The sequence below is a fragment of the Arthrobacter sp. ES3-54 genome, from assembly GCF_029504395.1.
Lineage (GTDB): Bacteria > Actinomycetota > Actinomycetes > Actinomycetales > Micrococcaceae > Arthrobacter.
On record NZ_JAQFIF010000016.1, the window covers coordinates 50,906 to 72,128 of the forward strand.

General features: G+C 66.3%; 23 protein-coding genes. 7 read left to right on the forward strand and 16 right to left on the reverse strand.

Features of this window, described 5'->3' with window-relative positions:
• Positions 1 to 257 precede the first annotated feature (257 nt).
• The 5 genes from M2428_RS19370 to M2428_RS19390 all read right to left on the reverse strand — a co-directional run bounded on the left by M2428_RS19370 (position 258) and on the right by M2428_RS19390 (position 4,928).
• Positions 258 to 1,289 (reverse strand): NADP-dependent oxidoreductase, encoded by a 1,032-nt coding sequence (locus M2428_RS19370; protein ID WP_277527587.1) that lies wholly within the window; start codon positions 1,287 to 1,289, stop codon positions 258 to 260.
• A complete protein-coding gene (locus tag M2428_RS19375; protein ID WP_277527588.1) occupies positions 1,286 to 1,717 on the reverse strand; it encodes an organic hydroperoxide resistance protein in 432 nt (143 codons plus the stop codon). The genes M2428_RS19370 and M2428_RS19375 overlap by 4 nt, the downstream gene beginning before the upstream one ends.
• A gap of 93 nt (positions 1,718 to 1,810) precedes the next feature.
• Positions 1,811 to 2,275 (reverse strand): MarR family transcriptional regulator, encoded by a 465-nt coding sequence (locus M2428_RS19380; RefSeq protein WP_277527589.1) that lies wholly within the window; start codon positions 2,273 to 2,275, stop codon positions 1,811 to 1,813.
• Positions 2,276 to 2,497: 222 nt separating this feature from the next.
• A complete protein-coding gene (locus tag M2428_RS19385; protein WP_277527590.1) occupies positions 2,498 to 3,697 on the reverse strand; it encodes an amidohydrolase in 1,200 nt (399 codons plus the stop codon).
• Between the two features lie 97 nt (positions 3,698 to 3,794).
• Entirely contained in the window at positions 3,795 to 4,928 is a 1,134-nt protein-coding gene (locus tag M2428_RS19390) for a sugar phosphate nucleotidyltransferase (protein ID WP_277527591.1), read from the reverse strand.
• A 267-nt stretch (positions 4,929 to 5,195) separates the two neighbouring features.
• On the opposite strand from M2428_RS19390, the gene sdhC reads away from it, so the two are divergent.
• From sdhC to M2428_RS19415, 5 genes are all read left to right on the forward strand, one after another.
• The gene (gene sdhC / locus M2428_RS19395; protein WP_091557009.1) at positions 5,196 to 5,576 is read left to right on the forward strand and encodes a succinate dehydrogenase, cytochrome b556 subunit; all 381 of its coding nucleotides are present in this window, start codon (positions 5,196 to 5,198) and stop codon (positions 5,574 to 5,576) included.
• 3 nt (positions 5,577 to 5,579) lie between these two features.
• Positions 5,580 to 6,044 (forward strand): succinate dehydrogenase hydrophobic membrane anchor subunit, encoded by a 465-nt coding sequence (locus M2428_RS19400; RefSeq protein ID WP_277527592.1) that lies wholly within the window; start codon positions 5,580 to 5,582, stop codon positions 6,042 to 6,044.
• 178 nt (positions 6,045 to 6,222) lie between these two features.
• Positions 6,223 to 8,022, forward strand: coding sequence for a succinate dehydrogenase flavoprotein subunit (sdhA, locus tag M2428_RS19405; RefSeq protein WP_277527593.1), 1,800 nt, complete (start codon positions 6,223 to 6,225; stop codon positions 8,020 to 8,022).
• A 1-nt stretch (position 8,023) separates the two neighbouring features.
• Positions 8,024 to 8,806 carry a succinate dehydrogenase iron-sulfur subunit gene (locus M2428_RS19410; RefSeq protein WP_018774751.1) on the forward strand — a complete coding sequence of 261 codons (783 nt, stop codon included), beginning with the start codon at positions 8,024 to 8,026 and terminating at the stop codon, positions 8,804 to 8,806.
• Between the two features lie 135 nt (positions 8,807 to 8,941).
• Entirely contained in the window at positions 8,942 to 9,706 is a 765-nt protein-coding gene (locus M2428_RS19415; protein WP_277527594.1) for an alpha/beta fold hydrolase, read from the forward strand.
• Here M2428_RS19415 and M2428_RS19420 read toward each other — a convergent pair.
• The 11 genes from M2428_RS19420 to glyA form a co-directional block, all read right to left on the reverse strand.
• The gene (locus tag M2428_RS19420) at positions 9,669 to 10,835 is read right to left on the reverse strand and encodes a YihY/virulence factor BrkB family protein (RefSeq protein ID WP_277527614.1); all 1,167 of its coding nucleotides are present in this window, start codon (positions 10,833 to 10,835) and stop codon (positions 9,669 to 9,671) included. The two genes, M2428_RS19415 and M2428_RS19420, sit on opposite strands and share 38 nt — an antisense overlap.
• Positions 10,780 to 11,391, reverse strand: coding sequence for a 2'-5' RNA ligase family protein (locus M2428_RS19425; RefSeq protein ID WP_277527595.1), 612 nt, complete (start codon positions 11,389 to 11,391; stop codon positions 10,780 to 10,782). Before M2428_RS19425 ends, M2428_RS19420 begins: the two co-directional genes overlap by 56 nt.
• A 4-nt stretch (positions 11,392 to 11,395) precedes the next feature.
• Positions 11,396 to 12,484 carry a tryptophan--tRNA ligase gene (gene trpS, locus M2428_RS19430; protein ID WP_277527596.1) on the reverse strand — a complete coding sequence of 363 codons (1,089 nt, stop codon included), beginning with the start codon at positions 12,482 to 12,484 and terminating at the stop codon, positions 11,396 to 11,398.
• A gap of 17 nt (positions 12,485 to 12,501) precedes the next feature.
• Entirely contained in the window at positions 12,502 to 13,335 is an 834-nt protein-coding gene (locus M2428_RS19435; RefSeq protein ID WP_277527597.1) for an exodeoxyribonuclease III, read from the reverse strand.
• A 10-nt stretch (positions 13,336 to 13,345) separates the two neighbouring features.
• Positions 13,346 to 13,915, reverse strand: coding sequence for a hypothetical protein (locus M2428_RS19440; protein WP_277527598.1), 570 nt, complete (start codon positions 13,913 to 13,915; stop codon positions 13,346 to 13,348).
• Positions 13,916 to 14,042: 127 nt separating this feature from the next.
• On the reverse strand, positions 14,043 to 14,399 hold the full coding sequence (locus tag M2428_RS19445; protein WP_277527599.1) for a VOC family protein: 357 nt from the start codon (positions 14,397 to 14,399) through the stop codon (positions 14,043 to 14,045).
• A gap of 25 nt (positions 14,400 to 14,424) precedes the next feature.
• Positions 14,425 to 15,273: an ABC transporter permease gene (locus M2428_RS19450; protein ID WP_277527600.1), complete on the reverse strand. Its 849-nt coding sequence runs from the start codon at positions 15,271 to 15,273 to the stop codon at positions 14,425 to 14,427.
• A complete protein-coding gene (locus tag M2428_RS19455) occupies positions 15,270 to 16,133 on the reverse strand; it encodes an ABC transporter permease (RefSeq protein WP_277527601.1) in 864 nt (287 codons plus the stop codon). The genes M2428_RS19450 and M2428_RS19455 overlap by 4 nt, the downstream gene beginning before the upstream one ends.
• On the reverse strand, positions 16,126 to 17,073 hold the full coding sequence (locus M2428_RS19460) for an ABC transporter ATP-binding protein (protein WP_277527602.1): 948 nt from the start codon (positions 17,071 to 17,073) through the stop codon (positions 16,126 to 16,128). Before M2428_RS19460 ends, M2428_RS19455 begins: the two co-directional genes overlap by 8 nt.
• Before the next feature lie 178 nt (positions 17,074 to 17,251).
• Positions 17,252 to 18,175 (reverse strand): bifunctional methylenetetrahydrofolate dehydrogenase/methenyltetrahydrofolate cyclohydrolase, encoded by a 924-nt coding sequence (locus M2428_RS19465; RefSeq protein ID WP_277527604.1) that lies wholly within the window; start codon positions 18,173 to 18,175, stop codon positions 17,252 to 17,254.
• A gap of 3 nt (positions 18,176 to 18,178) precedes the next feature.
• Positions 18,179 to 19,477, reverse strand: a complete 1,299-nt coding sequence (glyA, locus tag M2428_RS19470; RefSeq protein WP_277527605.1) for a serine hydroxymethyltransferase — start codon at positions 19,475 to 19,477, stop codon at positions 18,179 to 18,181.
• A 312-nt stretch (positions 19,478 to 19,789) separates the two neighbouring features.
• On the opposite strand from glyA, the gene purU reads away from it, so the two are divergent.
• Both purU and M2428_RS19480 read left to right on the forward strand, forming a co-directional pair.
• A complete protein-coding gene (purU, locus tag M2428_RS19475) occupies positions 19,790 to 20,650 on the forward strand; it encodes a formyltetrahydrofolate deformylase (RefSeq protein WP_277527606.1) in 861 nt (286 codons plus the stop codon).
• A 21-nt stretch (positions 20,651 to 20,671) separates the two neighbouring features.
• Positions 20,672 to 21,085 carry a class I SAM-dependent methyltransferase gene (locus M2428_RS19480; protein ID WP_277527607.1) on the forward strand — a complete coding sequence of 138 codons (414 nt, stop codon included), beginning with the start codon at positions 20,672 to 20,674 and terminating at the stop codon, positions 21,083 to 21,085.
• The last annotated feature ends 138 nt before the right edge of the window (positions 21,086 to 21,223 follow it).

The window sequence follows — 21,223 nt, forward strand, 5'->3', positions numbered from 1 at the left end:
TGCGGTGGTCCGCTGAACTCTGTTGTCACTGATGGATTCGCAGCACTGCGCCGAGGCGCACTGATGCAAGCTACTTTAGTGGCCTGCGCCACGTCCGGATAACACACATCCCGACGAATCCCCAGATTGTTGAGAACTTGTTACCTAGTGGTAGCCGGGCCCTCCTGCCGGCGACGGCGCACAGACGCCTCCGGCGCCGGTCTCCGCGGGAACCGGCGCCGGAGGCGTCTGTGTATCTGGTGGGGCCTGCGGCCGGGCTAGAGCCGGACCAGCATCTTGCCGGTGTTGGCGCCGTCGAGCAGATCCATGAAGGCCTGCGGGGCGTTGTCCACGCCGTCCACCACGGTTTCGTCGTAGCGGACCGTTCCGTCGGCGAGCCAGCCGGACATGGTCTCGACAAACTCGGCCATGTGCTGCCAGTAGCCGCCCACCAGGAAGCCCTTGAGCGTCAGCTGCTTGCCGATTGCCAGCATGAGGTTCCGTGGCGCCGGTGTGGGCTCGGTTGAGTTGTACTGCGAAATGGCCCCGCACATGGCCACCCGGCCGCCGACGTTGAGCGCGGACAACGCCGCTTCCAGGTGCTCGCCGCCGACGTTGTCGAAGTAGACGTCAATGCCGCTGTCTCCCGCGGCCTTGGCGAGCTGCTCCGCCACGGGGCCGTCGTGGTAGTTGAACGCGGCGTCGAAGCCGAGTTCGAGCAGTCGGGCCACCTTTTCCGCCGATCCGGCGCTGCCGATCACGCGGGATGCGCCCATGGCCTTGGCGATCTGCCCGACGAGCGAGCCGACAGCACCGGCTGCACCCGAGACGAACACGGCGTCGCCGGGCTTGAAGTTGGCGACCTTCAGCAGTCCCGCGTAGGCGGTCAGGCCGGTCATGCCGAGGGCGCCGAGGAACGCGGAGGCCGGGGCCAGGTCGGTGCGCGCCGGGCTGGTGGCCGCGGCATCGACGACGGCGTATTCGCGCCAGCCGAGGCTGTGCACGACCGTATCGCCGACGGCGCGCCCTTCGGCCCGGGACGCGATGACTTCGCCGACGGCGCCGCCCTCCATTGCGGCATCGAGCGCAAACGGTGCGGAGTAGGACTTGACGTCATTCATGCGCCCGCGCATGTACGGGTCTACGGAAATGTAGAGGTTGCGGACCAGGACCTGGCCGTCCTGCAGTTCGGGCAGCGGCGACTCGGCGAGGCGGAAGTTTTCCGGGACCGGCCGGCCGTGCGGACGGGACGCCAGCTGGATCTCGCGGGTGGTGGCGGGAAGGGTGAGGGTTTCGGTGTTGGCGCTCATGCGGCTACCTCCAGGATGGTGATGTCGACAGTGATGTTGCCGCGGGTGGCGTTGGAGTAGGGGCAGATCTGGTGGGCTTTGGCCACGAGGGACTCGGCGGTTTCCCGGTCCACAGCGGGCAGGGCGATCTCCAGTTCTGCGGCCAGGCCGTATCCGGCACCGTCCTCGAGGGCGCCGAAGTGGATCTTGGCGGCGACAGCGGAGTCCGTCAGGTCGGCTTTTTGCTGGCGGCCCACCAGGCGCAGGGCCGAGTGGAAGCACGCGGCATAGCCGGCGGCAAAGAGCTGCTCGGGGTTGGTTCCGGCGCCGTCGCCGCCGAGTTCCACCGGGCTGGCGAGGGTGACGCTGAGCTTGCCGTCCTTGCTGATGGCGGTGCCGTCGCGGCCTTCGCCGGAGGCCAGGGCCTCGGCTGTGTAAAGGGTCTTCATGGGGTTTCCGTTCTGTGGTCGGGAAATCTTGGCGGGCATTGGCCCGGGGAAAGGCTGAGGGGTGTAAGGGGTAGGGCTTAGGAAGGGGTTGGCTTAGTGGGAGGCGTGGAGCGCGTTGGCCAGCCGGCCCAGGGTGTCGCGGAGCTGGTCCAGTTCCGCGGCGGTGAGCCCGGCGGCGTCGGCCAGGCGCTGCGGGATGCCGCTGGCCCTGGCGCTCAGGGCGGCCCCGGCGTCGGTAAGGAAGATCTCCACGCGGCGCTCATCCTCGGCCGACCGGCGGCGCTGAACGAGGCCCAGTGCTTCGAGCCGCTTGAGCAGCGGCGACAGGGTGCCGGAGTCGAGCCCCAGCTCCTCCCCCAGTTCCCGAACGCTGCGCGGCTCCGCTTCCCAAAGCACCAGCATGGCGAGGTACTGCGGGTAGGTCAGGCCGAGCTCCTCCAGCATGGGCCGGTAGGCGGCCGTGGCGGCGCGCGAGGCCGAGTACATCGCGAAACACACCTGCCGGTTCAGGCGGAGCGCTTCCGGGCTGGCAGGGCGGGCCTGTTCTGGCGTGGTCATGGTTCCACGGTACGCCACAATTGGGTTGTGCACAATTCAGTTGTGCACAACCCAATTTTGAATGCAATGAGGCATCTGCCGAATTTCCCCAACTTCGCAGGGGCCCGACGGCGTGTCGGCCCGCACCGCCGGTGCGTCCCGGCGTCGTGCTGGCAAAGGTGGGGAAACTCCGCGCGTCGGGCGCGGAGGTCAGAGTCGGGGAGAGCTGCGGGCCGGAGGGATTTAGAGGTCGCGGATGGTACGCAGGGCCGCCGCCGTGAGCACCTGGATGCCGAGGCCAAGCGCCCGCTCGTCAACGATGTAGTCGCCGCGGTGGAGGTCGTATTCTTCCCCGCCGGGGGTCTTGGTGCCGAGGCGCATCATGGCGCCCGGGGTGTCGGCCAGGAACCAGGCGAAGTCTTCCCCGCCCATGGACTGCGGGGTCAGGACCACGGCGCCCTCGCCGATTTCGGCGCGGGCCGCGGCCTCGATCAGCGCGGTTTCGTGCTCGGAGTTGACCACCGGCGGCACGCCGCGGGTGTGTTCCAGGTGGACGTCGACGCCGTAGGGCTCGGCGATCTGCCGGATGATGTCGTCGAGCAGTTCGCCGGCGTCGTGCCAGGCCTCCCGGTCCAGGCACCGCATGGTGCCGGCCATGTAGCCGCTTCCGGGGATGGCGTTCGGGGCCGAGCCTGCGGAGATCTGGCCCCAGACCACGGACACGCCGCTGCGGACATCGACGCGTCGCGAGAGCACGGCGGGAACATTGATCGCGATCTGCGCCAGGGCGAAGACCAGCTCCTCGGTCAGGTGGGGGCGCGAGGTGTGGCCGCCGCGGCCGGAGAGTTCAATTTTGATGGTGTCCGAGGCGGAGGTGATGGCCCCGATCCGGGTGCCGATCTTGCCGATCTCGATCCGGGGATCGCAGTGCAGCGCCAGGATGCGCGGCACGCCTTCCAGGACGCCCTGCTCGATGCACGCGTTGGCGCCGCCGGGCATGGTTTCCTCGGCCGGCTGGAAGATGATCCGGACCGTTCCCCGCAGCGGGGACTGCTCATGCATCCGCTGCAGGACCAGCGCGATGCCGAGCATGGTGGTGGTGTGGATGTCGTGGCCGCAGGCGTGGGTCACGCCGTGGTTCTTCGAGGCGAACTCGAGGCCTGTTTCCTCGATGATCGGCAGGGCGTCGATGTCCCCGCGCAGGGCGGTGGCGATGGGACCCTGTCCGACGTCGACCGTCAGGCCCGTGCCTTCGAGCCGGCGGGGTTTGAGCCCGGCTTCCTCGAGCCGTTTCGCCAGCTTGTCGGTGGTGCGGAATTCTTTGAACGAAAGTTCCGGGTGCGCATGGAGGTCGCGGCGGAAAGCGATTAGCTCCGGCAGGAGGGGCTCCAGCCACGGCCCCACGAGAGTCGTGGGCTCAGCTTCAGTCGAGTAGTTGCGCACGGAATAACTCTAGCGAGCGGACAATAAATAGCGGCATCGGGTACGGCGCGTTACGGATTGCTGAATACTGCACAACCCCTGATTCGCTCCAATCCGCCTACAGGACGTCGGTGTCGCCCTTGGCCTTGATGGCGTCCACGGCCTGCTTGACCCGCTGTGAGTGTTCCTTGGTGGTGACCAGCAGGGCGTCGGGGGTGTCCACGATCACGACGTCCTTGATGCCGATCAAGGCGATCACCCGCTTGGTATCGGAGACCACCACGCCGCTGGCGTTCTCGGTGAAAACGCGGGCGCCCTCGCCCAGTACCGTGACCTCGTCGACTTCCTTGGCGCTGTTGAGCCGGCCCACGGAGGCGAAGTCCCCGACGTCGTCCCAGAGGAACGTTCCGGGCACCACGGCGACGTCGCCGGCGGCGGCGGCGGGCTCGGCGACGGCGTAGTCAATGGCGATCTTGGGCAGCGTGGGCCACACCCGGGCGGTGACGGCGTCGCGCTCCGGGGTGTCCCAGGCCTTGGCGATTTCCTGGAGTCCGGCGAAGAGCTCGGGCTGGTTGGCCTCGAGGTGCTTGAGCATCAGCGAGACCGGCGCCACGAACATGCCCGCGTTCCAGACATATTCCCCGCTGTCGACGTACTGCTGGGCCACTTCCTCGCTGGGCTTCTCCACGAACTCCACCACGGCCTGGGCGCTGGGCGCGTCGGGGATGTTGAGGTTCGCGCCGGAGCGGATGTAGCCGAATCCGGTGGAGGGATGGGTCGGCTTGATGCCGATGGTGACGATCTTCCCGGCGGCGGCGGTGTAGACGGCCTCACGGACTGCGTCCTGGAAGAGGTCATCCGGGCTGATGACCTGGTCCGCGGCGAACGAGCCCATGATGGTGTCCGGGTCCCGCTCATGGAGGATGGCCGCGGCAAGGCCGATCGCCGCACCGGAGTCCTTGGGTTCGCTTTCCAAGACAAGGTTGGAGTCCAGGACCTCAGGCAGTTGCCGGCAGACGGCGGCCTTGTGGGCGGAGCCGGTCACCACCAGCACGTGCTTGCCGGCGACGGGCTGGAGGCGGTCGTAGGTTGCGCGCAGCAGAGTGCTGCCCGACCCGGTAAGGTCGTGAAGGAATTTCGGGGCTGCTGCCCGTGACAGGGGCCAAAGACGGGTCCCCACCCCGCCCGCCGGAATAACCGCAATAAAACGGTCCAACGGTGAATCCTGGCTTGTCACTTTGTCTGTAGTCATCACGGCTACTTTAGCCGACGGCGGCCGAATCGGCCCCGATTGGGCCGGGATCGAGGCCCTCCAGCCCCTTTAACCGGGGACAAATGTGGCGTTCGTCTCAAAACCGATGCAAAATCGCGCCGGGGCCTGTCAACAAGGGGTTCCTAAATTGAATAAGCTGTGAGCGAAGCCTAGATTTAGGCTTGAGCTTACGAGTGCTCTCGCAGCAGGCGTTCCCCCCGCGTGGATCCCATGCCAGCGCCGCTGTGTTGCAGGGAGGTTTATTCAGTGCCGACAAAACCAGCTGGCACCTTGTACCGCGGCCGTGAAGGCATGTGGTCCTGGGTTGGACACCGCATTACCGGTGTAGTGATTTTCTTCTTCTTGTTGGTCCACGTGCTGGACACCTCATTGGTGCGTGTGTCCCCCGAGGCCTACACCGCAGTGATTGGTACCTACAAGAACCCCCTCATGGCCCTGGGTGAAACGGGCCTTGTCGCGGCGATCGTGTTCCACGCCTTCAACGGCCTGCGGATCATCGCCGTCGACTTCTGGAAGAAGGGTGCCAAGTACCAGCGTCAGATGCTCTGGACGGTCCTGGGCCTCTGGGTCGTCGTCATGGTCGGCTTCTCCATCCGCCACCTGTCCCTCGCCCTTGGAGGTCACTAAGCCATGACTGCAACCATTCAGAGCCCACGCAGTGGAAAAATCCAGCCCAAGTACCGCCGCACCGGCGGTTCCAGGGGCAACTTTGAGATGCTCGCCTGGCTCTTCATGCGCCTCTCCGGCGTCGTGCTGGTGGTGCTGATCTTCGGCCACCTGACCGTCAACCTGCTGGTCGGCGAGGGCATCCACGCGATCAACTTCGGCTTTGTGGCCGGCAAGTGGGCCGACCCGTTCTGGCAGTTCTGGGACCTGGCCATGCTGTGGCTCGCCATGCTGCACGGCACCAACGGCGTCCGCACGATCATCAATGACTACGCCGAAAAGGACGCCACGCGCCTGTGGCTGAAGATTGTGCTTTACGCGGCCACCACGGTCATCATCGTCCTGGGCACCCTGGTCATCTTCACGTTCAACCCGTGCCCCGTGGCCAACGGCGTCCAGCTTCCCGGCGGCTTCTGCCCCGCACCTTAGGGGCTCAGCCGTAACGGCGGAACCGCCGCGGACCGCGGCCCCTACGGGCTAGAACTTGCGGTCCCCCACGGCAACTGATCTTGCCTGCCGAGCGCAGGCGCAGATTGCATGAGAATTCACCGGGCAGGCGCGGCCTGCAGGTGGGTTATAGCGAATTTTGAGAGAAAGAGCGTCTGGTATGCAGGTCCATAAGTACGACGTCGTGATCGTCGGTGCCGGTGGCGCCGGGATGCGCGCGGCGATCGAATCAGGTCAGCGCGCCCGAACAGCAGTACTGACCAAGCTCTACCCCACCCGGTCCCACACCGGCGCGGCGCAGGGCGGCATGTGTGCGGCCCTGGCCAACGTCGAGGAAGACAACTGGGAGTGGCACACCTTCGACACCATCAAGGGTGGCGACTACCTGGTTGACCAGGACGCCGCCGAGGTCATGGCGAAGGAAGCGATCGACGCCGTCCTGGACCTGGAGAAGATGGGCCTGCCGTTCAACCGCACGCCCGAGGGCCGCATTGACCAGCGCCGTTTCGGTGGCCACACCCGTGACCACGGCAAGGCACCGGTCCGCCGTGCCTGCTACGCCGCCGACCGCACCGGCCACATGATCCTGCAGACCCTGTACCAGAACTGCGTCAAGCACAACGTCGAGTTCTACAACGAGTACTACGTCCTGGACCTGCTGACCGTCGAAGAGGACGCTGTCCGCGAGGACGGCACGCCGTACAAGCAGAAGCGCGTCGCTGGCGTCGTGTCCTACGACCTCGCCTCGGGCGAGCTGCACGTCTTCCAGGCCAAGTCCGTGGTGTTCGCCTCCGGCGGCGCCGGCAAGGTCTTCAAGACCACCTCCAACGCCCACACGCTCACCGGTGACGGCATGGGCATCGCGTTCCGCCGGGGCATCCCGCTGGAGGACATGGAGTTCTTCCAGTTCCACCCGACAGGCCTTGCTGGCCTGGGCATTCTGCTCTCCGAGGCCGCCCGCGGCGAAGGCGCAATCCTGCGCAACTCCGAGGGCGAACGCTTCATGGAGCGCTACGCGCCCACCATCAAGGACCTCGCCCCGCGCGACATCGTGGCCCGCTCTATGGCCAACGAAGTCCGTGAAGGACGCGGCTGCGGCCCGAACAAGGACTACGTCCTCCTGGACCTGACCCACCTCGAGCCTGCGCACATCGATGCCAAGCTGCCGGACATCACCGAGTTCGCCCGCACCTACCTGGGTGTGGAGCCGTACACGGAGCCGGTTCCGGTTTTCCCGACGGCGCACTACGCCATGGGCGGCATCCCCACCAACATCACCGCCGAGGTCCTCCAGGACAACGACACGGTGGTCCCGGGCCTCTACGCCGCCGGCGAGGTCGCCTGCGTCTCCGTCCACGGCTCCAACCGCCTGGGCACCAACTCGCTGCTGGACATCAACGTGTTCGGCAAGCGCGCAGGCATCGCGGCCGCCGAATATGCCAAGACCGCCGATTTCGTGGAGCTCCCCGCTGACCCGGAGGCCTACACGCTGAACCTGCTGGACCACGTCCGCACCTCCGACGGCACCGAGAAGGTCGCTGCGATCCGCAAGGAGCTGCAGGACACCATGGACGCCAACATGCAGGTGTTCCGCACGGCCGACACGCTGAACCAGGTTCTGAGGGACATTGCCTCCTTCGAGGAGCGGTACCAGCGCATCAGCGTCCAGGACAAGGGCAAGCGCTTCAACCTGGACCTGCTCGAGGCCGTGGAGCTGGGCTTCCTGCTGGAGCTCGCCAAGGTCATGACCGTGGCGGCCCTGCACCGCGAGGAATCCCGCGGCGGCCACTTCCGCGAGGACTTCCCCGAGCGCGACGACGAAAAATTCATGAAGCACTCCATGGCGTACAAGGATGAGCACGCCCCGGCGGATGGTACCGCCGAGTCGATTGCCGGCATCCGGCTTGCCACCAAACCGGTGGTCTTTACGCGCTACGAGCCGATGGTGAGGAAGTACTAAGATGAGCGCTGAACTCGCTGAGCCAGCATCCAAGATCGAACTGCCCGCCGGCGTCGGCGGCGGCGGGGAGATCCCGTCCTTCGACGTCACGCTGCGCGTGCGCCGCTATAACCCCGAGGTCTCCGAGGACGCCACGTGGGATGACTTCAAGGTCACCATGTACGGCACCGACCGTGTCCTGGACGCCCTGCACAAGATCAAGTGGGAGATGGACGGCAGTGTCTCCTTCCGCCGCTCCTGCGCCCACGGCGTCTGCGGCTCCGATGCCATGCGCATCAACGGCCGCAACCGCCTCGCCTGCAAGACCCTGCTGAAGGACCTGGACACGTCCAAGCCCATCACGGTCGAGCCGATCAAGGGCCTGCCGGTGGAAAAGGACCTGATCGTGGACATGGAGCCGTTCTTCCAGTCCTTCCGCGAAGTCATGCCCTTCCTGATCAACCGCGGCCACGAGCCCACCAAGGAACGCCTGCAGTCCGCCGAGGACCGCGAACGGTTCGACGACACCACCAAGTGCATCCTCTGCGCCGCGTGCACCTCGTCCTGCCCGGTGTTCTGGACCGACGGCCAGTACTTCGGCCCGGCCGCGATCGTCAACGCGCACCGCTTCATCTTCGATTCCCGCGATGATGCCGGCGACATGCGCCTGGAGATCCTCAACGACAAGGAAGGCGTGTGGCGATGCCGCACCACCTTCAACTGCACCGAGGCATGCCCCCGTGGCATCCAGGTCACGCAGGCAATCGCCGAGGTCAAGCAGGCCATCCTCTCCCGCAAGATCTAACGACCGGTTCCACCGGCTGCACTAGCTCCCTTTTCACCGGCCGCTTTACCTACGGGAGCTGCCGACGACGGCGCCTCTCACCTTACGGGTGAGGGCGCCGTCGTTCGTTTTCCCCCTCACACGAAAGGGGACACCGTGTCCCGCTCAGAAAAAGTCTCTTTCCAAGGTTCCACCGGCGAACTGCTCTCCGGCGTTGTGGACCTTCCGGACGGCCCGGTCAAGGGCTGGGGCGTGTTCTCGCACGGCTTCACCCTGGGCAAGGACAGCCCCTCGGCCTCCCGGATGTGCAAGGCCCTGGCGGACAACGGTGTGGGCATGCTCCGGTTCGACAACCTGGGGCTCGGCGAGTCCGCTGGAATGTGGTCGGAGGGGTCCTTCAGCCACAAGGTGGCCGACACCGTCAAGGCCGCCGAATTCATGCGCGAGTCCGGCCGGCCGGTCTCGCTGCTCGTGGGCCACTCGTTCGGCGGGGCCGCCGTCCTGGCGGCCGCGCGGGAGATCCCGGAGCTCGACGCAGTGGCCACGGTGGGGGCGCCCTTCTCCCCCAAGCATGTGGCCCACGTGTTCGACGCGGCTCTTGACCGGATCCTCAGCGAGGGGAGCGCGGAGGTGGATCTCGGCGGCAAACGGGTGGAAATCCGGCGGCACTTCGTCGAGGACCTCGAGCACGCGGACCTCACGGACTGCATCCGGCAGCTGCACAAGCCGCTCATGGTGCTGCACTCCCCCACCGACAACACGGTGGGGATCGAAAACGCCAGCACCATCTTCCAGACCGCACGCCACCCGCGCAGCTTCGTCTCGCTGGAGGGCAGCGACCACCTCCTGACGGGCAAGGGCCAGGCGGCCCGTGCCGCGAAGATTATTTCGGCGTGGGCCGACCAGTACCTCGACGCCTGAACGCGGCGGACAGCGACCTACGGCGTGCCCGGTGCTCCACCGGCGTCTTGCCCGGCTGGACGCGCCGGGCACCCCAGCCGGTGGTCGCGGTGGCGGGCCCGGTCTTGAGGTCTTCCTCCCGGATCGCCACCCACGCGGCGCAGATCACGTAGACCTGGCTGACCAGGTTGAACCAGATCAGCAGGCCGATGATGATGGCGAAGGGCGCCAGGATGGGGTTCTTGCCCGCGCCGGCCAGCAGCGTGGTGCTGAAGATCTGCAGCACTGTGGCGCCTACCGCGGCGAGGGTGGTCCCTTCCAGCAGTGAGCGCCGGGCCGGTTTCAGCCCTGCGGCAACCCGATACATGATCAGCGCGGTGCCCCAGCCGAGCAGCAGCGGCACGAGGATCGTGATGGACGTCGTCAGGGGCCCGGCCACCACCGGGTCGAGGCCTAGTTGCTCGGTCACCCAGCCCGCGGCTGTGCCGAATATCAGTGAGACGGCAGAGCTGACCACCAGGGCCACGCCCATCAGGAGCAGCGTGCCGACATCCTTGAGTATCTGCAGGACAGGATTCATCACCAGCGGGCCGAGCCGCATCATGCCGCGCACACCGTCGCGGATACCGCTGATCCAGCCCAGGGACGTAAATACTGTCACCACAGCGGCTATCCCGGCGGCCCAGCCGAGGCTGGTGGGGTTCAGCAGTTCATAGGGATCAACCAGCCCCTCGCTGCCGTCGACCTTCAACAGGCCGGGCGCGGCGGCGGCCACGCTCTGGATGACCTGGTCCAGCAGGGCCGGATGTCCGCTGAGGGCGAGGCCGGCCAAGGACAGCCCGGTGGCCAAGAGGCCCGTGATGGAGAAGAACATCCGGAACCCGATGCCGGCACTCAGCAGCGGGCCGTGCTGGCGGAGGTAGTGTGAGTACGCCCGCATGGGCAGCAGTGCATTGACCCGGGCAAGGAGCCAAAGCATCATGGCCGTCAGGGACGCAACCGTCCCGCCGCCGGAGCGCCGAACCCTGCCCCATTCGACCCTCTTGCGAATGACTTCCAGTTTCAGCCCGGCCAGGTCGGTGGGAAGCGGCGGCTTATCGGGCGTCTGCGATGCCGTCCGGGCCTCTGTCGTGGTCAGGTTTGGTCCCAAAGTCAAGCTCTTCCCGTAGCTGCCAGATGCCGTTGTCGTCGTGCTCGTAGAGTCCCATGCTAGCCACAGGGAACGTGGCCCTGTAATCCTTGAGGACCGTTTCGGCTTCGTCGAGGCTTTCCGGGGCGACGTCGTGGGCCACGGTAACGTGCGGATGGTAGCCGAACGGCAGTTCCCGCTCCAGCGGGCCGGACTGCAGCTGTCGATGCAGGTTCACGCAGTGTCCGAAGCCGTCCTCGACGTTCAGGAAGACCACCGGGGACACGGGCCGGAAAGACCCGGTCCCGGCTATGGTTACCGTGAAAGGCTCCTGCCCGCGCGCCACGTCCCGGACATGGCGTTGGGTCGCGTCCCAGTCCTGCGTCATGGTGGTGGTGACCAACGTGATGTGAGCCGGGACGACGGCGGCCATCGGATCCCCGAACGAGGCCCGCCAGCGCTGGAGCTCCTCAGCGATGTCCGCCGGGAACCGCAGGATCACGCCGATGCTCATGCCTTCGCTGCGCTGTCCGTTCGACGGGGCGGCTTTCGCGGTGACTTTGCTGACGGAGGCCATTGACCTAGCGGACTCCCTGGGCGCCGGCGTACGGCAGGAAGCCCACCTTGGCGTAGACGTCGCGCAGAGTGAGCGAGGCAATCTCCCGGGCCTTGTCCGCGCCGAGGGCCAGCAGCCGGTCCAGCTCCGCGGGATCGTCCAGCAGCTCCTTGGCACGGTTCCGGATCGGAGTCAGGTGCTCCGTGACCACCTCGGCGAGGTCCGCCTTGAGGTGCCCGTACATCTTGCCCTCATACGCCGTGACGAGGGCGTCGACACTTTGCCCGCCGATGGCCGAGTAGATGGTCAGCAGGTTGGACACGCCCGGCTTCGCCTCACGGTCGAACCGGATTTCCGTCTCCGCATCTGTCACAGCGGACTTGATCCGCTTGGCGGTGACCTTGGGATCGTCCAGCAGGTTAATCAGGCCTGCCGGCGACTCCGCCGACTTGGACATCTTGGCGGTGGGGTGCTGCAGGTCGTAGATCTTCGCGGATTCCTTCTGGATGAAGGGCTGCGGCACCGTGAAGGTGTGGCCGAAGCGGGAGTTGAACCGCTGGGCGAGGTCACGGCTCAGTTCCACGTGCTGGCGCTGGTCCTCGCCCACGGGGACACCCTGCGGCTGGTACAGGAGGATGTCCGCGGCCTGCAGGACGGGGTAGGTGAACAGTCCGACGCTTGCGTGGTCTGAACCCTGTTTGTGGGACTTGTCCTTGAACTGGATCATCCGGGACGCCTCGCCGAAACCAGTGATGCAGTTCAGCACCCATGCCAGCTGGGCGTGCTCCGGCACCTGGGACTGAACGAACAGCGTGCACTTGTCCACGTCCACGCCGCCAGCAATGTACTGCGCGGCCGTCACCCTCGTGCGGTGGGCCAGCTCGGCGGGATCCTGCGGAACGGTGATCGCGTGCAGGTCAGGGATGAAGAAGACGGCGTCGTACTCGTCCTGCATCCGGACCCAGTTCACGAGGGCACCGAGGTAGTTGCCCAGGTGCAGGGAGTCGGCGGAGGGCTGCATGCCGGAAAGGATGCGGTGCCGGGCCGCGGTGGCCGGCGAAGCGGCCTTGCCGGCGGCAGACTGAGCGTCGGTCACGGTAGAAGTGGTGGTCATTCGTGGAAGCCTTAAGACTAGAGCCGGTAGTCCACTACCAGCGGGGCGTGGTCGGAGAAGCGTGTGTCCCAGGACGCTGCCCGGTCAACAACGGCTGACACTGCGGCAGCAGCGAGAGCGGGCGTGGCCATGTGGTAATCGATGCGCCAGCCGGTGTCGTTGTCGAAGGCCTGGCCCCGTTGCGACCACCAAGTGTAGGGGCCGTCGACGTTACCCGCCAGGCCCCTGTGAACATCCTTCCAACCGATTTCTTCGCCGAAGAAGCGGTCAAAATAGGCCCTCTCCTCCGGCAGGAAGCCGGCACGTTTGACGTTGCCCTTCCAGTTCCTGATGTCCAGCTCCGTGTGGCCGACGTTGAGGTCGCCCACCACCAGCGCATGGTCACTGTGCTTGGCGAGTTCGGGCAGGCGCGTGATCATGACGTCAAGGAAACGGAACTTGTCATCCTGTTTGGGAGTGCCCACCTCGCCCGAGTGCACGTAGGCACTCACGACGGTCAGCTGTGAGGCCTGTCCGGCCTCATCCCGCACGATGTAGTCCGCCTCCACCCAGCGTCCGGTGGTGGCGAAGAAGTCATCGCCGATCCCCACCCGGGTGGCGACGGGCTCTTCGCGCGAGGCGATGGCAACGCCGGCCCGGCCCTTCGCCTCGGCTTCGGCGTGGAGGATGTACCAGCCCTCGCCGAGCAGTTCCTGGACGATCGCGTCGGGCGCACGGACCTCCTGGAGGCACAGGATGTCCACCTCGCGCGGCTCAAGCCACTCCGCCATGCCGTTCTTGTAGGCGGCACGCAGGCCGTTGACGTTGACTGATGCGATGCGAAGGTGGTCCTTCTTCAATGCCGAGCTCACCCGATCCACTCTAGTCGATGATGGTTCCGCTAACGGGTGCGTCGCCGTCGCCCGAGGATTTGATCATGTCCCGCGCGTTGGTGGCGGTGATCTCGATGGTCTCCAGGGCGCGGCTGATTGTGTCGCGGTCCGCTGCCTCGCCCTTTGCGCGCTCCTGTTCGACCACCCGGACCTGGACCTGGACGATCTTGAAGGAGTGGTCGAGCTTCATGTCGCGGACGCCGTCCGATTCCCGGCGTTCGCTGACCACGCGGGTGCCGCCGTGGTCAGCACTGCCTGCTGCCGGCGGCCGCCCGGCCGCGGCGTTGAAGGCGTTCTGGGCCTCGTTCAGCCTGGCCCCGGCCTTCTTAGCGGCCTTCTGGATGCTGAACACCACGAAGGATGCCAGCGCCAGCCAGAAGCCGGCGATGATCGCCACGATCCAGCCCACGACGTCGTTCTGGTTCGCTGCGAAGATCACGGCTACCACGAACGCGATGATGAAGACCAGCAGCCCCGGCCCGCTGATGCGGAGCATGGAGAACCGGCCCCGGGCCGTGGTGTCGTTGGACGTGGATGAGGAGCTACCCAGAGATTGCATGAGCCCATTATCGCAAACGGGGGCGGCCGGCCGCTGCGCTTCCACCCCGGGCGAACGCCGCGCCCAGACTTGGCCTAGGTCAGTACAGCATTTACGTCATGACGGGCAGCCTAGGTCAGCACAGCATTTAAGTCAGAACCAGGCAGAACGGGTGGCCGCTGGGGTCCGTGTAGACGCGGAAGGTGTCCGTGCCGGCGTCGAGGCTGGTCGCGCCGAGCCGGAGCACCTCGGCTTCGGCGGCGTCGAGGTCCGCAACGAGCACGTCCACGTGCATCTGCTGCGGGTGGTCGGCGTCGGGCCATTGCGGACGGACCAGCCGTTCAACGCGCTGGAGCGCGACGGCGGGACGGTCGGCGGCGTCGCCGATGGAAATGAATTCGTCGTTCTCCTGGACCCGGATCATGCCCAGCAGTTCCTGGTAGAAGCTGGCGAGCTTGTCCGGGTCCTCGCAGTCGATGACCAGGGCCTGCCATTTGCCGATCATGGGTTCTCCTTTTGTCGAAGGACGGCTACTTGAGGAACAGCTTGCGCAGGCGGCTCGTGGTGAGCAGGACGCCGAGGGCAATCATGACGAGGTAGTAGCCGATGTGCACGGCGGTGGCCGGGGTGAAGACTCCCACGCTGATCTGGCGCAGCAGTTCCACGCCGTGCCAGAGAGGCATGGCCTGGATGAGCCACTGGATGGACTGCGGGTAGACGCTGAGCGGGTAGAACGTGGCGCTAAAGAGGAACATCGGCAGCATCACAAAGTTGATCCAGTCCATTTGCTGGAACGTCTTCATGAAGCTCGTGATCCCCATGCCGAAACTCGCGAAGCCAAAGGCGATCAGCACCGAGGCCGGGATCATCAGGATGGCCCACGGCGTGGTGATGAGGCCCATCACACCCATCACGGCTGTGAAGCCGGTGGCGTACATGGCCCCGCGCAGCAGGGCCAGGAAGATTTCGCCCATGGCGACATCCAGCGGCCCCAGCGAGGTGTAGAGCATGCCCTGGTAGAGCTTGGCGAAGTTCATCTTGAAGAAGACATTCCAGGTGGAGTCATAGACGGCGCCGTTCATGGCGGACACGGCCAGCAGTGCCGGCGCGATGTACGCGGGGTAGCTGATCTCCTGCCCGCCCGGGCCCTGGACGGAACCGACAATGGCGCCCAGGCCCACGCCCATGGAGATCAGGTACAGCACGGGTTCGAAGAACCCGGAGACCATGACCATCCAGTTGCTGCTCTTGGTGGCCATGAGCCCGCGGGCGACGACGGCGCGGACGTTGCGGGAGTAGATGGGCCCAAAGCGCCGGTTGCGTGCGGCCTCCGTGACGCTGTGGTCCCCCGCGTTGAAATTTCCGGTCAGGACGCTCATGAGGCCATCCTTTTGGCGAACTGGCGTTTGGACAGGACCCAGCCGGCAGCCGCCAGGACCAGCAGGAAGACGACGTGGACGATGGTGAGCCACGGCTCTTCCTCATACCCGTAGCTGACCACGCGGCCAAGTTCCGTTCCGTGCCAGATCGGGGAGATCCAGCCGATCCAGCGGACGCCGAGCGGAAGCGTGTCCAGCGGGAAGAACGTGCCGGAGAAAAGGAACAGCGGCATGACGATGAACCGCATGACCATGGCGAACTGGCCCCTGTCCTCCTTGATGGTGGCGGCGTAGGCCATGAGCGGCAGGCCAAAGGACAGGCCGGCGAGCGTGGCGATGAGGATCGACACCCAGCCCCATTCCCCGGGTGAGGCGCCGAACAGCGCGACGACGGCGAAGTAAATGGCCGACTGCAGCAGGAAGCGGACGGTGACGGCGATGATCTGGCCGCCGGCGATCTGTTCCGGGGTCAGCGGCGAGGCGTGCGGGCCGTAGTAAACGCGCCGCCATTTGAAGCCGTCCATGACCGGAAACGTGAACTCGTTGGCGGCCGTCATGACGGCCGCCGAGATCAGCAGGGCCGGCGCGATGAACGTCAGGTAGCTGACCCCGCCAAACACGTCGGCGCCGTTGGTCTGGACCAGCGTGGCCAGGCCAACTCCCATCGCGAACAGGTAGGCCACGGGCTGGCCCACGCCATACATGACGATGGTCCAGCCGTAGCCCTTCATGACGCGCAGAACTTGCTCGGCGTAGAAGAAGGCGCCCCAGCGGCGGGCGCGGGCGGCCGAGACTTCCGGCGAGTGCGCGCGCAGGGCCGGTGCCGCCGTCGTACCCGCCTCCTGTGTTGCCTTAATCAACGAGGCTCCTGCCCGTCAGGCGCAGGAAGACGTCTTCGAGCGAGGAGCGGCGGACCAGGGAGGTGACGGGCCGCAGGCCCCGGGCGGTGACCTGCTCCAGGGCGGCCTCGCCGTCGTGGGCGTAGATGAGCACCCGGTCCGGCAGGGTCTCGAGGCGTTCGCCGATGCCTTCGAGCTCCGCGCCGACGCTCGCATTGCGCTCCGAGCCGAAGCGCAGTTCAAGGACCTCCCGGGTGGAGTATTCCCGGATCAGGCTGGCCGGCGATCCTTCGGCCATGATCTTGCCCTTGTCCACCACGATCAGGCGGTCGCACAGCTGCTCGGCTTCGTCCATGTAGTGCGTGGTGAGGATCAGGGTGACGCCCTGTTCTTTGAGCCGGAACAGCCGGTCCCAGAGGATGTGCCGCGCCTGCGGGTCCAGACCGGTCGTCGGCTCGTCCAGCAGCAGGATCCGGGGCTCGTTGATGAGCGAGCGGGCGATCGTCAGGCGGCGTTTCATGCCGCCTGACAGGGCGTCCACTTTGGACTTGGCCTTGTCTGTGAGCTGCGCGAACTCGAGCAGCTCGTCGGCTTTGGGTTTGAGGTAGCTCATGGGCAGGCCAAAGTAGCGGCCGTAGACCAGCAGATTGTCCCGGACCTTCAGTTCCTCGTCCAGGTTGTCCTGCTGCGGGACGACGCCCAGGTGGGCGCGGACTTCCGGCCCGTGCTGTTCGGGGTCCAGGCCCATGATGCTAAGGCTGCCGGAAGTGCGCTGCGAGACCCCGCCGATCATCTTCATCGTGGTGGACTTGCCGGCGCCGTTGGGGCCCAGCAGGCCGAAGGCTTCCCCGGCGGGAACACGGAAGGAGATACCGTCGACGGCGGTGACGTCGCCGTAGCGTTTGGTGAGGTTTTCGGCGGTGATCACGTACTGCGGAGCGGCGTCGGAGGGGCTGGTCACAGGCGATTCTTTAGCGGCAAGTTCGGACACCCGCACTACGGTAGTGGATCCCCGCGAACTATGAAAGAGTCTTTTCGTAAAAACGCCTGACGTATCCGATCCGAAACGTGCCGAATCCTGCGGTGGTTGAGCCTGCATACAAGGCTCAACCACCGCGCGTGACACTTTATTCGGCCCCTTAGGCGAGTCCGGAGTGGCTGTCCGCTGCCAGTTGGCGTTCTGCGGTTTCCACCACGTTGGCGAGGAGCATGGCGCGGGTCATGGGGCCCACTCCCCCGGGGTTCGGCGAGAGCCAGGCGGCGACGTCGGCCGCAGCGGGGTCAACGTCTCCGGTGACAACGGCCTTGCCGTTGCCGTCGTCCACCCGGCTGACCCCGACGTCGAGCACGATTGCGCCGGGCTTGAGGTCCCCGGCCTTGATCATGTGCGGCTGCCCGGCCGCGGCAATCACGACGTCGGCCTGCCGCAGTTCTGCCGGCAGGTCCACCGTTCCGGTGTGCGCCAGGATGACCGTGGCATTGACGTCCTTGCGGGTCAGCAGCAGACCCACCGGGCGGCCGATGGTGACGCCACGGCCCACCACGAGGACGCGCTTGCCCTTGAGGTCGATCCCGTGCCGGGTCAGCAGCTCCACGCAGCCCTTGGGCGTGCAGGGCAGCGGGGACTTCATGGGTCCGCTGACGTTGGCCACCAGCCGGCCCAGGTTCATCGGGTGCAGGCCGTCGGCGTCCTTCTCGGGGTCCATGGCCTCCAGGATGACGTCCTGGTCGATGTGCTTGGGCAGCGGCAGCTGGACGATGTAGCCGGTGCACTCCGGGTTCTCGTTGAGCTCGCGGACCACGGCCAGGAGTTCGTCCTGGCTGGTCTCTTCCGGCAGGTCGCGGCGGATGGACGTGATGCCCACCTCGGCGCAGTCCTTGTGCTTGCCGCCGACGTACCAGGTACTGCCGGGATCGGAGCCGACCAGGATGGTGCCCAGTCCGGGAGTGATGCCCTTGGCCTTGAGTGCGGCCACGCGCCCGGTCAGCTCGGACTTGATGGCAGCGGCGGTAGCCGTGCCGTCAAGGATCTGTGCTGTTCTTGCAGTATTAGCAGAAGTCATGGCCTACCACTGCTCGTGCTGCGGGTACAGCGGGAAGTCGGCGGCGAGCTTGTCCACGCGGGCCTGCAGGGCCTCGATCTCCGTGGCAGCTCCGGACTTGAGCGCCGTGGCGATGATGTCCGCAACCTCGGTGAACTCCTCGGCGCCGAAGCCGCGGGTGGCCAGAGCCGGGGTGCCGATGCGCAGGCCGGAGGTGACCATCGGCGGGCGGGGGTCGAACGGCACGGCGTTGCGGTTGACGGTGATGCCCACCGAGTGCAGGAGGTCCTCGGCCTGCTGGCCGTCCAGCTGGGAGTTGCGCAGGTCCACCAGGACCAGGTGCACGTCGGTGCCGCCGGTCAGGACCGAAACGCCGGCGTCGGCGACGTCGGCCTGGCCGAGGCGCTCGGCGATGATCTTGGCACCTTCGAGCACGCGTTCCTGGCGCTCCTTGAATTCCTCGGTGCCGGCGATCTTGAAGGCCACGGCCTTCGCGGCGATCACGTGCATGAGCGGGCCGCCCTGCTGGCCGGGGAACACTGCGGAGTTGAGCTTCTTGGCCCATTCCTGCTTGGCCAGGATCACGCCGGAGCGCGGGCCGGACAGCGTCTTGTGCACCGTGGAGGTGACGACGTCGGAGTACGGGACCGGGCTCGGGTGCAGTCCGGCGGCGACGAGGCCGGCGAAGTGCGCCATGTCGGTCCAGAGCAGGGCGCCGACCTCGTCGGCGATCGAGCGGAAGGCCGCGAAATCGAGGTGACGCGGGTAGGCGGACCAGCCCGCGATGATCACCTGGGGCTTTTCGGCGATGGCCTGCTCGCGCAGCTTGTCCATGTCGATCCGGAAGTCGCCTTCCTCAACCTGGTAGGCGGCCACGTTGTAGAGCTTGCCGGAGAAGTTCAGCTTCATGCCGTGGGTGAGGTGCCCGCCGTGGGCCAGGGAGAGGCCCAGGATCTTGTCGCCCGGGGTGATCATGGCGGCGAGCGCGGCGGCGTTGGCCTGCGCGCCGGAGTGCGGCTGCACGTTGGCGTATTCGGCTCCGAAGAGTTCCTTGACCCGGTCGATCGCCAGCTGCTCGGCGACGTCGACGTACTCACAGCCGCCGTAGTAGCGGCGTCCCGGGTAGCCCTCGGCGTACTTGTTGGTCAGGACGGAACCCTGCGCTTCCATCACGGCGCGCGGGGCGAAGTTCTCGGAAGCGATCATTTCTAGGGTGCCGCGCTGGCGGCCCAGTTCCTGGGCCAGTACGGCGGCGATTTCCGGATCGAGTTCGGCCAGCGGCTGGTTGCTCACGGCGGCTGAGGTGGCGGTAGTAGTAGTCACGAGGAACTCCTGGTAGGCAACGGGTACGGCTATTGGTCAGGCTACCGGCTGGCCCGTTGCGCCGCCCTTTGATTACGGGCCCCTTGACAGCGGACCGCGACACCGGCGGTTGACACCCGCGCGGGCGCCAGCAACGGTTCGGCAGCGGTAAGCTGCCGAACCGGTAAGACATGACCCTCGGCCCAGGCGTACGATCCGTGGTCTTCGTGAGTGCCGCTCCCTGATGGTTAGCCATCCAACGCCAGTTGCGACGGGTTAACACTACCAAAACCCTTTCAAAACTGCCCTTGAAGCGCAGGTAGGCTGGTCCTCGTGACTGACGAGAACCTGACTGCCTCCTACATCCTGACCCTGTCCTGCCCCGACCGGCCCGGCATCGTGCACGCCGTCGCCGGAGCCCTGCTGGTGGCGGGCTGCAATATTACAGACTCCCAGCAGTACGGCAGCCAGGGCACGGGCACCTTCTTCATGCGGGTGGAGGCGACGACGACGGCGGCCCAGGCGGAGCTGCAGGCGGCACTCGAGCCCGTGGCTCAGGCCTTCGGGATGCAGTGGAGCCTTAACCCCGCCGGCCGGAAGGTCCGCACCCTGCTGATGGCCAGCACCTCGGCCCACTGCCTGAACGATCTGCTGTTCCTGCAGCGCTCCGGCACCCTACCGATCGAGATTCCGGCCATCGTGTCCAACCACCGCGACCTCGAGGGTTTGGCGGAGTTCTACGGCATCCCTTTCCACCACATCCCGGTCACCCCGGACACCAAGGTCCAGGCCGAGGACGCCCTCCGTGTGCTGATGAAGGAGCACGACATCGAGCTCACCGTCCTGGCCCGGTATATGCAGATCATCTCTGACGAGCTCTGCACCGAACTCACGGGCAAGGCCATCAACATCCACCACTCGTTCCTGCCCTCCTTCAAGGGCGCCAAGCCCTATCACCAGGCGCATGCCCGCGGCGTGAAGCTCATCGGCGCCACGGCGCACTACGTCACGGCCGCCCTGGATGAGGGACCGATCATCGAGCAGGAAGTGATCCGGGTGGACCACCGGCGCACCGCCGAGCAGTTCGTCCAGATGGGCCGCGACGTGGAGGGCCGTACCCTCGCCCAGGCCGTGCAGTGGCATGCCGAGCACCGCGTCCTGCTCGACGGCAACCGGACGGTTGTCTTTAACTGAATCCGGTTCTTCACTAGAGCTATGGACTCCACCCGCAGGGACCGGCTCGAATCGTTCGTGGCGCTGCTGAAGAACGAGGGCCGGCACGCAGTGTTGGGACTGGATTGCGGTCCGGGCGCCGACGGGCTGCACTTTGTGCAGTTCGGCATCCATTTCACCGGCGTCGACCGGTCCGAGGAGAACATCCACATTGCCCGGGCTCACGGGCTGGAGGCCTCCGTGGCGGGCCCGGTATCGCTGCCGTTCGCCGACGCCGCGTTTTCCTCGGTGTGGGCGGTGGACGCACTGTCGGGCCTGGCCCCCGAGGAGTGGGACGACGTCGTCCGCGAACTTGGCCGGGTGGCGGAACCCGGCGCGCCAATCGCCGTCGTACTCCCCGTCCCCGACCCGCGCGGCCGTGGCGAAGGCTTCACGGTCCTCCGCTCCCCCGCCTGACCCCTCTGTACCGTTGCGCTATCGGTTGTGGTGGCTCAGAGGCAGGCAGAGTCATATGGTCGCAGCAACGCTCTGATTGATGGAGCGTTAGATGGCCAGAGTGTTTTCCCTCGATGCGCGCACTGAGTTCTTCGATTT

Excerpts from the sequence above, each read along its gene's own strand:
- M2428_RS19440 (WP_277527598.1), bottom strand. The coding sequence starts at position 13,915 with ATGCAATCTCTGGGTAGCTCCTCATCCACGTCCAACGACACCACGGCC.
- M2428_RS19375 (WP_277527588.1), bottom strand. The coding sequence starts at position 1,717 with ATGAAGACCCTTTACACAGCCGAGGCCCTGGCCTCCGGCGAAGGCCGC.
- M2428_RS19370 (WP_277527587.1), bottom strand. The coding sequence starts at position 1,289 with ATGAGCGCCAACACCGAAACCCTCACCCTTCCCGCCACCACCCGCGAG.
- M2428_RS19380 (WP_277527589.1), bottom strand. The coding sequence starts at position 2,275 with ATGACCACGCCAGAACAGGCCCGCCCTGCCAGCCCGGAAGCGCTCCGC.
- M2428_RS19425 (WP_277527595.1), bottom strand. The coding sequence starts at position 11,391 with ATGGCCTCCGTCAGCAAAGTCACCGCGAAAGCCGCCCCGTCGAACGGA.
- M2428_RS19410 (WP_018774751.1), top strand. The coding sequence starts at position 8,024 with ATGAGCGCTGAACTCGCTGAGCCAGCATCCAAGATCGAACTGCCCGCC.
- M2428_RS19450 (WP_277527600.1), bottom strand. The coding sequence starts at position 15,273 with ATGAGCGTCCTGACCGGAAATTTCAACGCGGGGGACCACAGCGTCACG.
- M2428_RS19390 (WP_277527591.1), bottom strand. The coding sequence starts at position 4,928 with ATGACTACAGACAAAGTGACAAGCCAGGATTCACCGTTGGACCGTTTT.
- M2428_RS19465 (WP_277527604.1), bottom strand. The coding sequence starts at position 18,175 with ATGACTTCTGCTAATACTGCAAGAACAGCACAGATCCTTGACGGCACG.
- trpS (WP_277527596.1), bottom strand. The coding sequence starts at position 12,484 with ATGACCACCACTTCTACCGTGACCGACGCTCAGTCTGCCGCCGGCAAG.
- M2428_RS19480 (WP_277527607.1), top strand. The coding sequence starts at position 20,672 with ATGGACTCCACCCGCAGGGACCGGCTCGAATCGTTCGTGGCGCTGCTG.
- sdhA (WP_277527593.1), top strand. The coding sequence starts at position 6,223 with ATGCAGGTCCATAAGTACGACGTCGTGATCGTCGGTGCCGGTGGCGCC.
- M2428_RS19445 (WP_277527599.1), bottom strand. The coding sequence starts at position 14,399 with ATGATCGGCAAATGGCAGGCCCTGGTCATCGACTGCGAGGACCCGGAC.
- M2428_RS19400 (WP_277527592.1), top strand. The coding sequence starts at position 5,580 with ATGACTGCAACCATTCAGAGCCCACGCAGTGGAAAAATCCAGCCCAAG.